Origin of the sequence: Microbacterium sp. AZCO (assembly GCF_039614715.1) — a bacterium.
In the GTDB taxonomy this organism is placed as follows: Bacteria; Actinomycetota; Actinomycetes; order Actinomycetales; family Microbacteriaceae; genus Microbacterium.
Genome location: NZ_CP154857.1, coordinates 86,884 through 100,294 on the forward strand (window position 1 = coordinate 86,884; position 13,411 = coordinate 100,294).

Genomic DNA, 13,411 nt, shown 5'->3' on the forward strand with positions numbered 1-13,411 from the left:
CGCGCGGAACGGGCCCCGGCGGCTCCCGCCGAGGCCCGTTCGCGCTCGTGAGTCAGACCGCAGCGAGTTCCTCGTCACGGGATGCCTCGGGCGAGGCATCCACTTCCCGTGAAGAACGACCGGACGGCAGCCACAGCGCCGCGACGGCGGCGGCGAAGAGCACGGCCGCTCCCGTGAGCACGGCGGGGCGCGCGGCGTCGACGTAGAGATCGGGCTGGAGGGCGCCCCCCGCCCCGACGAAGATCGCGGTCATGACGGCGGTGCCGAGCGCGATGCCGATCTCCCGGACCGTCGAGTTGACGCCCGACGCCTTGGCGTGGTCGAGCACGCCGAGCGTCGCCAGGAGCGCCGTCGCGGACGGCGCGAAGACGAGGCCCATGCCGACGCCGGCGAGGATGAACGGCGCCACGAGCTGCACGTAGTCGAGCGTCGCCGACATCGTGAGTCCGATCCAGGCGAGCGCGATGCCCTGCAGCACGAGCCCCGAGAGCATGAGGAGCCGGGTGCCGACGCGCGGCGCGAAGATGCCGGCGAGCGGCGCGACGAACATGGGCGCGAGCGTCCAGGGCGTCGTCTGCACCGCGGCCTCGAGGGGCGTCGAGCCCTGCACGACCTGCATGTACTGGATGAGGATGAAGACGGCGCCGAACGTGCCGAAGCTGAATCCGAAGCCGACGATGTTCGTGAGGGTGAACGACCGGTCGCGGAACAGGCGCAGCGGCACGAGCGGCGCCTTCGCGCGGAGCTGCCAGAGGACGAAGCCGACGAGCAGCGCCGTTCCGGCCACGAGCTCGGCGATGACAGAGACCGACGACCAGCCGTCGTCGTTGCCGCGGACGATCGCGTGCACGAGCGCGAGCACGCCGAGTGCCGCGAGGACGGCTCCCACGACGTCGATGCGGGCGCGGGCGCCGAAGTCGTTGTTGAGCGCGAAGAGAGCGAACGGGATCGCGATGATCGCGACGGGCACGTTGATCCAGAAGATCGCCTGCCAGTTCCACCCCTCCATGACGGCCCCGCCGACGAGCGGGCCGACCGCGACGCCGAGCCCGGAGATCCCACCCCAGATCCCGATCGCGAGCGGCCGGCGCTCGGGGGCGACCCCGCCCGCGATGAGGGCGAGGGAGAGGGGCATGACCCCCGCGCCGCCGAAGCCCTGCAGCGCCCGCGCCGCGATGAGCTGCGTCGGGTCGGTGCTGAGCGCCGCGAGCACCGAGCCGACGCCGAAGATCGCGATGCCCGCGATGAAGATCGTGCGGCGGCCGAACCGGTCGCCGAGCGCCGAGGCGATGAGGATGGCACTCGCGAACGCCAGCGTGTAGGCGTTGACGAACCACTGCAGCTCTTCGACGCTGGCGCCGAGCGTGGTGTGCAGCACGGGGAGGGCGTTCGTCATGACGAGGTTGTCGAGCGTGGCCATGAACATCGGGATGGATGCCGCGGCCACGACGAGCCCGAACGCTCGTGTGCGGGTGGGGGTGAGGACGTCGCTCATCGGAGCTCCTTTCTCGGTTGGTTGTAATCCAATGATTACTAAGACGAGGATCAATGTAGTAATCGACTGATAACATGTCAAGTATGACCGCGAATCAGGAGACGACGACGGCGTCGCGGCCCGAGACGACGGGGCGGCGGATGAGTTCGGAGGAGCGTCGCGAGCAGATCATCACGGCGGCGATCGCCGTGTTCGGCGCGCGCGGCTACGAGGGCACGACCACGGATGACGTCGCCCGGACCGCGGGCGTGAGCCAGCCGTACGTCGTTCGGCTGTTCGGGTCGAAGGAGAGCCTCTTCCTCGCGGCGATGCAGGCGTCGCTCGACGAGCTCATGCGCGTGTTCCGGCTCGCACTCGCAGACGAAGCGGCGGATCGGCCCGTCTCGAAGCGCATCGGCGAGGCGTATGTCGAGCTCCTCAGCATCCGGGGCCTGCACCAGACCCTCTCGCACGCCTGGCTGCTCGGCGGCCATCCCGTCATCGGACCGGCGGCGCGCCGCGGCTTCGCCCAGGTGTGGCAGTTCTTCCGCGACGAGGCGGGGCTCGACGCCGATGAGGCCCGCAAATTCCTCGCCGAAGGGATGCTGATCAACGTCATGATCGGCATGCGACTCGTCGACGACTACGGGTCCGACCCGCGCATCACCGAGCTCTTCCGCGCCTGCTTCCCCACGGAGCTGCCCCACATCCTCGACATCGCACCCCGCGGCGACGAGCCCTGGTGATCTCGGCCGTCGGAGCCTGGCCCTGGTGATCCGAGCCCTCGGAGCCTAGCCTCGGGGGCATGTGCCGCAACATCGTGCCTCTCAACAACTTCGAGCCGGCCGCGACCGACGCCGAGTGCTACGACGCCGCACTTCAGTTCGTGCGGAAGATCGCCGGCACGACGAAGCCCTCCAAGGCGAATCAGGAGGTCTTCGACCGGGCGGTGGCGGAGATCGCGCATGCGACCCGGCACCTCATCGACGACCTCGTGACGACGGCTCCTCCGAAGAAGCGCGAGGACGAAGCGGCCAAGCGGAAGGCGCGTTCGGCCGATCGCTACGAGGCGCTGCGGGTCTTCCAGCAGGAGAAGCGGGCGGCGCGAGCCGCCTCCTGACAGCGAGGTGGGGACAGTCGCCTCGACCGGATAAGCTGGTCGGCTCCGCGCGCGCAGGAGCGTGAGGAGCGGCCACGATGGGGCACATCGACGTCAACGGCGTCTCGTACGCGCTGCCCGACGGGCGGCAGCTGCTCGACGACGTCTCGTTCCGCGTCGGCGAAGGGTCGACGACGGCGCTCATCGGTGCGAACGGCGCCGGCAAGACGACGCTGCTGCGGATGATCCGCGGCGAGGTCGCAGCCGACCAGGGCTCGATCTCGATCGGCGGCGGCCTGGGCGTCATGGACCAGTTCATCGGCCACGGCGGCGCCGATCAGACCGTGCACGACCTCCTCGTCGCCGTCGCGCCCGACCGCATCGCCCGCGCCGCGCGTGCGCTGGACGCGGCCGAGAACGCGATGATCGAGCGCGACGACCTCGAAACGCAGATGGCGTACGCGACGGCGCTCGCCGACTACGCCGAGGCCGGCGGGTACGAGCACGAGACCGTCTGGGACACCTGCACGACCGCGGCGCTCGGCATCCCGTACTCGCGCGCCCTGTTCCGAGACCTCTCGACCCTCTCCGGCGGTGAGCAGAAGCGGCTCGCGCTCGAGGCGCTGCTGCGCGGACCCGACGAGGTGCTGCTGCTCGACGAGCCCGACAACTACCTCGACGTGGCCGGCAAGCGCTGGCTCGAGGAGCGACTGCGCGAGACGCCGAAGACCGTCCTGCTCGTGTCGCATGACCGGGAGCTCCTCGCGCGCGGCGCCGACCGCATCGTGACGCTCGAGGCGAGCCCGGCCGGAAGCTCCGCCTGGGTGCACGGCGGCGGATTCCGCACGTATCACGCAGCACGAGAGGACAGGATGCTGCGCCTCGACGAGCTGCGCCGCCGCTGGGACGAGCAGCACGCCAAGCTCAAGGCGCTCGTCGCCGACCTCAAGGTCAAGGCGGCCGCCAACGACGGCTTCGCGTCGCGGTATCGCGCCGCCCAGACTCGGCTCCGCCGGTTCGAGGACGCCGGCCCGCCCGAGGAGCGCCCGCCCGAGCAGGAGCTGGCGCTGCGCCTGCGCGGAGCCCGCACGGGCAAGCGCGCCGTCGTCGCGGAGCACCTCGAGCTCACCGGGCTCATGCAGCCCTTCGACCTCGAGGTGTGGTTCGGCGACCGCGTCGCGGTGCTCGGCTCGAACGGGTCGGGCAAGTCGCACTTCCTCCGGCTCCTCGCGCGCGGCGGCACCGACCCCGACGGACGCCTCGGCCACATCACGACGGTCGGCGGCGCGCTCGAGCCCGTGCCGCACACGGGCCGCGCGATCCTCGGTGCGCGGGTCGTCCCGGGCTGGTTCGCGCAGACCCACCGCCATCCGGAGTTCTCGGGTCGCACGCTGCTGGACATCCTGCATCGCGGCGACGACGAGCGGTCCGGGATGCCTCGGGATGCCGCGAGCTCCGCTCTGGACCGCTACGGGCTCATCCGCCAGGCCGAGCAGGCGTTCGACACGCTGTCGGGCGGCCAGCAGGCGCGCTTCCAGATCCTGCTGCTCGAGCTGTCCGGCGCGACGCTGCTGCTCCTCGACGAGCCGACCGACAACCTCGACCTCGTCTCTGCGGAGGCGCTCGAGGACGCCCTGGCGCGCTTCGAGGGCACGGTCGTGGCGGTGACGCACGACCGCTGGTTCGCCCGGTCGTTCGACCGGTTCCTCGTGTTCGGGGCCGACGGCCGCGTGCGCGAGACGCCCGATCCCGTGTGGGACGAGGGCCGCGTCGCCCGCGCCCGCTGACCCGCCGCCGGCCCGCGGGGGCAGGGCAGGGGTGCCGAGTAGGCTGGGGACGTGAGCATGGACATCGAGCTCGGCCGCGCGAAGCGCGCCCGCCGGGCCTACGCGTTCGACGACATCGCGGTCGTGCCCTCGCGGCGCACCCGCAACCCGGAGGACGTCTCGACGGCCTGGACGATCGACGCCTTCCAGTTCTCGATCCCCGTGCTCGGCGCCCCGATGGACTCCGTCACGAGCCCCCGCACTGCCATCATGCTCGGCCAGCTCGGCGGCCTCGGAGTGCTCGACCTCGAGGGCCTCTGGACCCGCTACGACGACCCCGAGCCGCTCCTCGCGGAGATCTCGTCGCTGCCCGACTCGGCGGCAACCGCACGCATGCAGGAGCTCTACACCGAGCCCATCAAGCCCGAGCTCGTGCGCGACCGGCTCGCTGAGGTCCGCGCGGCCGGCGTCACCGTCGCTGGCGCGCTCACGCCGCAGCGCACGCAGGAGCTGTACGAGACGGTCGTCGCCGCGGGCGTCGACCTCTTCGTCATCCGCGGCACGACGGTGTCCGCCGAGCACGTCTCGTCGGTCGCCGAGCCGCTCAACCTCAAGAAGTTCATCTACGACCTCGACGTCCCCGTCATCGTCGGCGGCGCGGCGACGTACACGGCGGCACTCCACCTCATGCGCACCGGCGCGGCGGGCGTGCTCGTCGGGTTCGGCGGGGGAGCGGCATCCACCACCCGTGCGACCCTCGGTCTGCACGCGCCCATGGCCACGGCCGTCGCCGATGTCGCGGGCGCTCGCCGTGACTACCTCGACGAGTCGGGCGGCCGCTACGTGCACGTCATCGCCGACGGCGGGGTGGGCACGTCGGGCGACATCGTCAAGGCGCTCGCGATGGGGGCGGATGCCGTCATGCTCGGCGTCGCGCTCGCGCGCGCGACCGACGCGCCCGGCCTCGGGTACCACTGGGGACCGGAGGCGCACCACGCGAAGCTCCCGCGCGGTCGGCGCATGAAGGTCGAGCAGCTCGTCGACCTCGAGTCGGTGCTCTACGGCCCCGCCCCCGTCGCGGACGGCACGGCGAACCTCATCGGCGCGCTCCGCAAGTCCATGGCGACGACGGGGTACTCCGACCTCAAGGAGTTCCAGCGGGTCGAGGTCGTGGTCGCGCCCTACAACGGCGGATGAGCGTGACCGGTCGTTGAGCGAGCGAAGCGAGTCGAAACGCCCCGAGCCTTCGACAGGCTCGGGGACCGCGGGCGAGGTGGAGGTCTTCCCGCCGACCCTGCGGGAGGTGCTGCTGCGGCCGCGCTGGATCGCGATGCTCGGCCTGTGCCTCGTGGTCGCGGGCGTCTTCGCGTGGCTCGGGCAGTGGCAGCTGGGCCGCGCGCTTCAGACCGACCCGACGCCCCCCGGTGCGACGGAGGTCGTCCGGCCCATCGACGAGGTCGTCCAGCCAGGCGAGTACCTGACCGATTCGCTGATCGGGCAGCAGGTCGAGGTGAGCGGCTCGTTCGTGCCCGGTGACTTCCTCATCGTCTCCACGCGCTACAACGACGGCGACGAGGGGTATTGGGTGACCGGTCAGCTGCGCGTCGACGGGACGCCGGGGCCGACCTCGGTCGCCGTCGCGGTCGGCTGGGCCAAGACGATGGACGAGGCGCGGGCCGCGGCGGAGAAGCTCGAGAAGGATGCCGCCGCCGGCGGGTCGCCCGTGACCGTGCGGGGTCGTCTCATCGCCGACGAGGGGCCTGTCACGCCGCCGCGCGGCAGCGACCCCCAGACGATGACCCGCATGTCGCCCGCTGCGCTCCTCGGGCAGTGGCACGACGTCGACGGCCTCAGCGTGTACCGCCAGTACGTCGCCTCGCAGTCCGCGCCCGCCGGGCTCACCGACATCCACTCCTCCCCTCCCACCGAGGGCTCCGGCGTCAACTGGCTCAACATCTTCTACGCGATCGAATGGGCCGTCTTCGCGGGCTTCGCGTTCTATCTCTGGTACCGCCTCGCGAAGGACGCGTGGGAGAAGGAAGTCGAAGACCTCGAGGACCTGAAGGCATCCGCCTGAGCCGGCTGTCGGGCCGAAGCGGGGTCAGCCCTTCACGGCACCCTGCGTCACACCCTCCATCACCCACCGCTGCGTGAACAGGTACACGATGATCGCCGGCGCCATGGCCATGAGGTAGGACGCGAACGACACGTTGTAGTTGTTGCTGAACTGCGACTGGAACAGCGAGTTCACAACCGGCAGCGTCTGCAGCGCCGGGTCGGCGATGATGAGCGACGGCATCATGAAGTCGTTCCACGCGTACAGGAAGGCGAAGATTCCGATCGTCGCGCTCATCGGCGCCAGCAACGGGAAGATCATGTGCCAGAAGGTCTGCCACGTCGTCGCACCGTCGATGCGTGCGCTCTCCTCGAGCTCGAAGGGGATCGAGCGGAGGAACGCCGTGAACAGCAGCACGCTGAAGCTCAACTGGAACATCGTCGCCAGGATGATGACACCGGCGGGATTGGCGAGCCCCAGCAGACCCGTCATCTGCACCTGGGGCAGGGCGACGACGGGGAACGGGATGAACATCGCGGCGAGCAGATAGAAGAAGGAGAAACGGAAGAGCTTCCGGTCCCAGTTGCGGACGATCGCGTAGGACGCGAACGCGGCGAGGAAGATCGTCGCGGTGACCGTGCCGGCCGTGACGAGCACGGACATCGCGGCGCCCATCGGGAAGTTCGTGAGGTTCCAGGCCGCGACGAACCCCTCCACGCTGAACGGTGCGGGCAGCGAGAACGCGTTGCCGTCGACGGCCTGGGCGGTCGTCTTGAACGCCATCGTGACGGTGACGTACAGCGGCACAAGGACGGTGAGCGCGCAGAGGATGAGGAGGATGGTCGCGGTCCAGTTGACCCGCTCCATTCCGAGGCGCCGTCGCGCCGGTCGCGGCGCGACGCCTTCGAGGACTTCGGTCGCTCCGACAGTTTCGGCGACGAGAGCTGGCTGCACAGACATCAGAGGGCGTTCCTTCCGCGCGTGATCGAGAGTTGGAGCACGGCGATGATGACCGTGATGATGAAGAACACCGTCGCGTTGGCCATCTGGTAGGCGTAGTCGCCGGTGGTGAGACCCGAGACGACGGTCATCGCGATGCTGTACGTCGAGGTGCCCGGGCCGCCGCCCGTGAGGCCCTTGATGACGTCGTAGGCGTTGAGGAAGCCTTTGAAGCCGAGGATCACGTTGATCACGATGTAGCCGAACATGAGCGGCACCGTGATGCGGGTGAGCTGCTGGAACTTGGACGCTCCGTCGAGGTCGGCCGCCTCATACACGTCGCCCGGGATCGACAGGATGCCGGCGATGTAGATGAGCAGCGCTCCCGGGATCGCCTGCCAGGCCGTGACGATGACGATCGCGAGCCATGCCCAGTCCGGCTTGGCGAGGATGCTCTCCTGCAGCCAGGCGATGCCCGAGATCGTGCCGAATGCCGGCAGGGAGTTCGAGAACAGGAACTTGAAGACGAACGCGATGATGATCGCCGAGATCACCATCGGGATCACGAAGATCGTGCGCAGCGGCGTCTTGAGCCGGATCTGGGCCGTGAGTCCGACCGCCAGGAGGAGGGCGATCACGTTCACCAGGACGACGGTGACCAGCGAGAAGCCGAAGGTGAAGAGGTAGCTCTGGATGATGAGCGGGTCGCTCCACAGGGCGATGTAGTTGGTCAGCCCGATGAAGTTCCACTCCCCGAGCCCGATCGAGTTCGTGAAGCTGAAGAAGATGCCGATCACCGCCGGGACGGTGATCGCCAGCGTGAACAGCACCAGCGTCGGGAACAGGAACCAGTAGTAGACGGCGTCGACGCGGCCGCGCGGGCGGGCCTGTCCTGCTCGGCGTCTACCCTGCGTGACGATCGTCGTGGTGGTCGGCGAAGCCGTGGTGGTTGCCATGAGGGACTCCTTCGTTCCCGGTCACTGCTGTCGGTAGGCGAGCCGCGCGTAGTCGGCGTCGATGTTGCTGAGGATGCGCTGCGGGTCGCTGCCGAGCATGATGGCCTGCACGTAGTTCATGATCGGGATGGCGCGGGGCACGAGCTGGGTCGAGCCCTGGTACATCTCGCCGGCATCGATGTACTTCTGGAGACCGAGGATCCGCGTGTCCGTGACGGGCGGGGCGTCCTTGGTCGGCAGGAAGCCCAGCTGCGACTCGTTGTACGCCTGGATGACCTCCGGCTGGTACAGGTACTCGAGGAAGGCGCGGGCGGCGGCCTGGTGCTTGGAGGCTTCCGGGATCCACGCGGCGAGGTCCATGTTGATGCGGGCCTTGAGGTCTTTCGGGTCGTCGGTGACGGGCAGCGGGAACATCCCCAGCTGCAGGTCGGGAGCCGCCTTCGCGATCTCGCCGAAGGCCCAGGGGCCCTGCATGTACATCGCGGCTTCGCCCTTGGCCATCGCCGTGTTGCCGTCGCCGTATCCGCGGCTCGGGGCGTCCTGATTGACGTAGGCGGCCAGCTCGAGCATCTTGTCGACGGGCTCGGCCTGATCCTTCTGGAACGACACCGGAGAATTCGGTCCGACGTTCGTGCCTTCCTTCGCGAGGTCGTCGAAGAACGTGACGGTGTCGAGCGTGCCGCCGACCGTGTAGTCGTACCAGCCCTGGCCGATCGTCCAGCTGTCGGCGAAGGTGCCGTAGAACGGCGTCACCCCCGCCTCCTCGAGCGTCTTGCACACCGTGATGAGCTCGTCCCAGGTGGTGGGCACCTCGAGGTTGTTGTCCGCGAAGATCTGCTTGTTGTAGATGACCGCGGCGCCCATGATCGAGTACGGGATCGCGCTCGTGCGGCCCGGGCAGTCGCCGAACTGCTCCATGAACGGCTTCAGGTCCTCGCGGACGCTCTGGGCCGCCGTGGTGCCTGAGAGGTCGGACATCGCGCACCGCTGGATGAACCGCGCGGTCTCCTGGTTGTAGTTGTTGAGAGCGATGTCGGGCGGATCGCCGCGCACGAACCCCGCCGAGACGGCATCGATGCCCGACGTGTCGAGCACGACCGTCACCTTGTCCTGCGAGGCGTTGTACTTGGCCACGAGGTCTCGCATGTACGGGATCGCCTCGGGCTTGGCGAACGCGAACCGGATCGTCTCGCGACCGTCGGAGCTGCACCCCGCGAGCGCCGCGCCGGCGAGAGCGAGTGCGAGGAGAAGACCCCCCGCGCGTGTCAGTCGATTCATGGATGCAGGCACTTCCTCGTCCCCTTCCGCCCGGCAACGGGAGGCATGAGTTTGTTGAGTGATTAGATAAATGCTCCGAATCAAGTCGGATGCGTTCATAATGCAGTGACGGAGGGGAAAGGTCAAGAGTCATGTCCAAGACGCTGCTCCCGGCGGCTCCGCTGCGGGCCGAGAGTCTCGGCGCGGTCCTGTCGTTCGCGTGGGACGCAGGACCGTTCACAGCGACGGATGCGATGACCGTCGGGTACACCCGCTCGACCACGATCGATCTCATCGACGAACTGATCGATCGCGGCCTGGTGCGCGAGCTCCCGAACGCGCGCACCGCGGGCGAATACAGCAAGGGCCGGCCGGCGCGGCGCTTCGAGCTGGATGCCTCGTACGGCGTCGTGGTCGGGGTCGACGCCGGTCGCGGCCACGTCGCCGCCACGATCGCGGATCTCGTGGGTCGGGAACTGCTGCGCCATCACCTGACCCTCGACCCCGAGAACGACAGCGAGTCGGTGCGGAGGGCGGCGGTTCAGCGGGTCGTCGACGAGGCGCTGGAGAAGGCCGGCATCCCGGACGAGCGGGTCGTGGCGATCTGCGTCGGAGTTCCCGCCCCGGTCGATGCCGATGGCGTGTCGCCCGCTGGTCGCGGCGGCTTCTGGTCTCGGATGAACCCCGGCTTCCGTGACATGTTCCCGGCCGTTCCCGCCGTCGAGGTGATGAACGACGCGTCGCTCGCGGCGGTCGCCGAGGGGGCCGTCGGAGCCGGTCGAGGCTGCCTGAACTACGTCGCCCTGCTCGCCGGCGAGCGGCTGGGCGCCGGCGTGGTCATCGACGGCCGTGTGCTGCGGGGCGCCAACGGCGGTGTCGGCGAGATGGCCGGATTCGACCACGTCGCCGGGGTCGGCGGCGCGTGGGGGCTCGGCTACCGCGTGGCCGAGTGGGCGAGAGCCGAGGTCCGCGACGGCGTCATCCGCCGCGGCACACCCCTCGCGCAGCTGCCCACCGAGGAGATCACGGGCCGGGCGGTGCTCGAGCTCGCGCGCGACGGAGACGCGGATGCCGCGCGCATCGTCGAGCGCGCGGGAGAGCTCCTCGCCACGATCACCGGCGTGCTGGACAACTTCTTCGACCCGTCGCGCATCATCCTCTCGGGGGCCATCTCGGAGGGCGCGGACCAGATCCTCGAGGCCGCGATCCGTCATCTCCCCGATCGCGTCGACCTGCCGACCCCTCTGCTGGTGGGATCGGAGCTCGGTGGCGACGTCGTCTCGACGGGGGCGATCTTTCAGGCGATCGAGGCGGCGCGCGGCGTCGTGCTCGGGCTGACGACCGTCGTCCGGAACGCCGGCTGAGGGCCGGAAACCGGCCCCGCGGGCCGCGGCTAGACTGGAGTCCATGCCCGCCGCCCCCAAACTCGCCTCGTTCCCGGCGATCCGCGGTGCGCTGCGGTTCTACCAGATCTGCTCGATCATCACGGGCACGATGCTGCTGCTCCTGTGCGCCGAGATGATCGTGAAGTACGTGTTCGGCTACGAGCTGTTCTTCGGCGGATCCGGTGGATTCCTCTGGTTCGCGCCCGTCATCGAGGGGCCGAACGGCCACGAGTCGACCGGAAACGGCCTCAACCTGTCGCTCGGCATCCTCGTCGCGCACGGCTGGTTCTACGTCGTCTACCTCTTCTCGTGCTTCCGCGTGTGGAGCCTCATGCGCTGGCACTTCAGCCGCTTCCTGCTCCTCGCAGCGGGCGGCATCGTGCCGTTCCTGTCGTTCTTCCTCGAGGCGCGCGTCGCGCGCGATGTGAAGCGCTACCTCGCCGAGCGCGAGGCGGCCGAAGCCACCCACGATCTCGCGAAGCACTCCACGCTCACGCAGACCATTCCCACCGAGCAGCGCGAGCGCCCGCTCATCTGATCCGCTCCGACCGAAGGCAGCCGTTGACCGAGCAGACCGAGACCTCCCAGCGACCCGTCCTCGTCGTCGATTTCGGCGCGCAGTACGCGCAGCTCATCGCGCGACGCGTCCGCGAAGCGGGCGTCTACAGCGAGATCGTGCCGCACACGGCGTCGGCCTCCGACATCGCCGCGAAGAACCCCGTCGGCATCATCCTCTCCGGCGGGCCGTCGTCGGTCTACGAGGAGGGCGCACCCGCCCTCGACACCGGGGTCTTCGACCTCGGCGTGCCGACGCTCGGCATCTGCTACGGCTTCCAGGTCATGGCGCAGGCGCTCGGCGGAGAGGTCGCGAACACCGGGCTCCGCGAGTACGGGGCGACGGATGCCTCGGTCACGGGCGACGGCGGTGTGCTGCTCGCCGGTCAGCCGGCCGAGCAGAACGTGTGGATGAGTCACGGCGACCAGGTGTCGCGCGCCCCCGAGGGCTTCGACGTGCTCGCCTCGACGCCGGCCACGCCCGTCGCCGCGTTCGGCAGCGATGAGCGTCGCCTGTACGGCGTGCAGTGGCATCCCGAAGTGAAGCACTCCGACCACGGGCAGCGCGTGATCGAGAACTTCCTGCACCGCGCCGCCGGGCTTCCCGCCGACTGGAACAGCGGCAACGTCATCGCCGAGCAGGTCGCGCGCATCCGGGAGCAGGTCGGGTCGGGACGCGTGCTCTCCGCGCTCTCGGGAGGCGTCGACTCCGCCGTCTCGACGGCGCTCGTCCACGAGGCCGTGGGCGACCAGCTCGTCGCCGTCTTCGTCGACCACGGACTCCTCCGCAAGGGCGAGCGCGAGCAGGTCGAGAACGACTACGTCGCCTCGACGGGCGTGCGGCTCGTGACGGTGGACGCCCGCGAGCAGTTCCTCACCGCCCTCGCCGGGGTCAGCGACCCCGAGCAGAAGCGCAAGATCATCGGTCGCGAGTTCATCCGCGCCTTCGAGCAGGTGCAGGCCGATCTCATCGCCGAAGCGGCGGCCGAGGGCGAGCCGATCCGCTTCCTCGTGCAGGGCACGCTCTACCCCGACGTCGTCGAGTCGGGCGGCGGCACGGGCACGGCGAACATCAAGTCGCACCACAACGTCGGCGGCCTCCCGGAAGACCTGCAGTTCGAGCTCGTCGAGCCGCTGCGCACCCTCTTCAAAGACGAGGTCCGGGCGATCGGCCGCGAGCTCGGCCTCCCCGAGGTCATCGTCTCGCGCCAGCCGTTTCCGGGCCCCGGCCTCGGCATCCGCATCGTGGGTGAGGTCACCGCTGACCGCCTCGAGATTCTGCGTGATGCCGACGCGATCGCGCGCGAGGAGCTGACGAGGGCCGGACTGGACGGCGAGATCTGGCAGTGCCCCGTCGTGCTGCTCGCCGACGTGCGCTCCGTCGGTGTGCAGGGCGACGGCCGCACGTACGGCCACCCCATCGTGCTCCGCCCGGTCTCGTCGGAGGACGCCATGACCGCCGACTGGACGCGCCTGCCCTACGACATGCTGTCCAGGATCTCGAACCGCATCACGAACGAGGTGCGCGAGGTCAACCGCGTGGTGCTCGACGTCACGTCGAAGCCCCCGGGGACCATCGAGTGGGAGTGAGCTGAAGGGCCGGAGTCGTGGACTCCGGCCCTTCGCCGTTTCGCCGCGTCCCCCGGCGTGCCGGACTCCGGCCCTTCGCCGTTTCGCCGCGTCCCCCGGCGTGCCGGACTCCGGCCCTTCGCCGTTTCGCCGCCCGCCCGGCGTGCCGGACTCCGGCCCCGCGCCGTTTCGCCGCCCGCCGGCGTGCCGAACTCCGGCCCTTCGCCCTTTCGCCGCCCGCCCGGCGTGCCGAACTTCGGCTGGATGTGACGAGAGTGGGCTACGGCGGCCGGTTTCACGGTGTGTCGTCACAGCGAGCCGGAGTCGCGCACGCCTCGACGACGGCTCCTCCGCC

Annotated in this window: 12 protein-coding genes; 8 read left to right on the forward strand and 4 right to left on the reverse strand. The window is 69.7% G+C overall.

The window, feature by feature from the left end:
* Positions 1–52 precede the first annotated feature (52 nt).
* Positions 53–1,495, reverse strand: a complete 1,443-nt coding sequence (locus AAIB33_RS00440; RefSeq protein ID WP_345801600.1) for a DHA2 family efflux MFS transporter permease subunit — start codon at positions 1,493–1,495, stop codon at positions 53–55.
* An 83-nt stretch (positions 1,496–1,578) separates the two neighbouring features.
* On the opposite strand from AAIB33_RS00440, the gene AAIB33_RS00445 reads away from it, so the two are divergent.
* The 5 genes from AAIB33_RS00445 (at position 1,579) to AAIB33_RS00465 (ending at position 6,416) form a co-directional block, all read left to right on the forward strand.
* Complete coding sequence (locus AAIB33_RS00445) at positions 1,579–2,220, forward strand: TetR/AcrR family transcriptional regulator (protein ID WP_345801601.1); 642 nt, start codon at positions 1,579–1,581, stop codon at positions 2,218–2,220.
* Positions 2,221–2,279: 59 nt separating this feature from the next.
* Positions 2,280–2,594 carry a DUF2277 domain-containing protein gene (locus AAIB33_RS00450; RefSeq protein WP_345801602.1) on the forward strand — a complete coding sequence of 105 codons (315 nt, stop codon included), beginning with the start codon at positions 2,280–2,282 and terminating at the stop codon, positions 2,592–2,594.
* 77 nt (positions 2,595–2,671) lie between these two features.
* Complete coding sequence (locus AAIB33_RS00455; protein ID WP_345801603.1) at positions 2,672–4,360, forward strand: ATP-binding cassette domain-containing protein; 1,689 nt, start codon at positions 2,672–2,674, stop codon at positions 4,358–4,360.
* A 57-nt stretch (positions 4,361–4,417) separates the two neighbouring features.
* Positions 4,418–5,536, forward strand: coding sequence for a GuaB3 family IMP dehydrogenase-related protein (locus AAIB33_RS00460; RefSeq protein ID WP_345803477.1), 1,119 nt, complete (start codon positions 4,418–4,420; stop codon positions 5,534–5,536).
* 133 nt (positions 5,537–5,669) lie between these two features.
* On the forward strand, positions 5,670–6,416 hold the full coding sequence (locus tag AAIB33_RS00465; protein ID WP_345803478.1) for an SURF1 family cytochrome oxidase biogenesis protein: 747 nt from the start codon (positions 5,670–5,672) through the stop codon (positions 6,414–6,416).
* Positions 6,417–6,440: 24 nt separating this feature from the next.
* On the opposite strand, the gene AAIB33_RS00470 is transcribed toward AAIB33_RS00465, so the two are convergent.
* From AAIB33_RS00470 to AAIB33_RS00480, 3 genes are all read right to left on the reverse strand, one after another.
* Positions 6,441–7,262 carry a carbohydrate ABC transporter permease gene (locus AAIB33_RS00470; RefSeq protein WP_345803479.1) on the reverse strand — a complete coding sequence of 274 codons (822 nt, stop codon included), beginning with the start codon at positions 7,260–7,262 and terminating at the stop codon, positions 6,441–6,443.
* Positions 7,263–7,354: 92 nt separating this feature from the next.
* Positions 7,355–8,290, reverse strand: coding sequence for a sugar ABC transporter permease (locus tag AAIB33_RS00475; protein ID WP_345801604.1), 936 nt, complete (start codon positions 8,288–8,290; stop codon positions 7,355–7,357).
* Positions 8,291–8,311: 21 nt separating this feature from the next.
* Positions 8,312–9,568, reverse strand: coding sequence for an extracellular solute-binding protein (locus AAIB33_RS00480; protein ID WP_345801605.1), 1,257 nt, complete (start codon positions 9,566–9,568; stop codon positions 8,312–8,314).
* Positions 9,569–9,699: 131 nt separating this feature from the next.
* On the opposite strand from AAIB33_RS00480, the gene AAIB33_RS00485 reads away from it, so the two are divergent.
* Genes AAIB33_RS00485 through guaA form a run of 3 tightly spaced genes read left to right on the forward strand, consistent with a single transcriptional unit; the run spans position 9,700 to position 13,077 of the window.
* Entirely contained in the window at positions 9,700–10,911 is a 1,212-nt protein-coding gene (locus AAIB33_RS00485; RefSeq protein WP_345801606.1) for an ROK family protein, read from the forward strand.
* A 43-nt stretch (positions 10,912–10,954) separates the two neighbouring features.
* Positions 10,955–11,470: a DUF3817 domain-containing protein gene (locus AAIB33_RS00490; protein ID WP_345801607.1), complete on the forward strand. Its 516-nt coding sequence runs from the start codon at positions 10,955–10,957 to the stop codon at positions 11,468–11,470.
* Positions 11,471–11,493: 23 nt separating this feature from the next.
* Complete coding sequence (gene guaA, locus AAIB33_RS00495; RefSeq protein ID WP_345801608.1) at positions 11,494–13,077, forward strand: glutamine-hydrolyzing GMP synthase; 1,584 nt, start codon at positions 11,494–11,496, stop codon at positions 13,075–13,077.
* Positions 13,078–13,411 lie beyond the last annotated feature (334 nt).

Bases quoted from the DNA above. Each gene is read 5' to 3' on its own strand.
- AAIB33_RS00475 (WP_345801604.1), bottom strand. From the start codon at position 8,290: ATGGCAACCACCACGGCTTCGCCGACCACCACGACGATCGTCACGCAG.
- AAIB33_RS00490 (WP_345801607.1), top strand. From the start codon at position 10,955: ATGCCCGCCGCCCCCAAACTCGCCTCGTTCCCGGCGATCCGCGGTGCG.
- AAIB33_RS00465 (WP_345803478.1), top strand. From the start codon at position 5,670: ATGCTCGGCCTGTGCCTCGTGGTCGCGGGCGTCTTCGCGTGGCTCGGG.
- AAIB33_RS00450 (WP_345801602.1), top strand. From the start codon at position 2,280: ATGTGCCGCAACATCGTGCCTCTCAACAACTTCGAGCCGGCCGCGACC.
- AAIB33_RS00440 (WP_345801600.1), bottom strand. From the start codon at position 1,495: ATGAGCGACGTCCTCACCCCCACCCGCACACGAGCGTTCGGGCTCGTC.
- AAIB33_RS00460 (WP_345803477.1), top strand. From the start codon at position 4,418: ATGGACATCGAGCTCGGCCGCGCGAAGCGCGCCCGCCGGGCCTACGCG.
- AAIB33_RS00470 (WP_345803479.1), bottom strand. From the start codon at position 7,262: ATGGAGCGGGTCAACTGGACCGCGACCATCCTCCTCATCCTCTGCGCG.
- AAIB33_RS00485 (WP_345801606.1), top strand. From the start codon at position 9,700: ATGTCCAAGACGCTGCTCCCGGCGGCTCCGCTGCGGGCCGAGAGTCTC.
- AAIB33_RS00445 (WP_345801601.1), top strand. From the start codon at position 1,579: ATGACCGCGAATCAGGAGACGACGACGGCGTCGCGGCCCGAGACGACG.
- AAIB33_RS00480 (WP_345801605.1), bottom strand. From the start codon at position 9,568: ATGAATCGACTGACACGCGCGGGGGGTCTTCTCCTCGCACTCGCTCTC.
- AAIB33_RS00455 (WP_345801603.1), top strand. From the start codon at position 2,672: ATGGGGCACATCGACGTCAACGGCGTCTCGTACGCGCTGCCCGACGGG.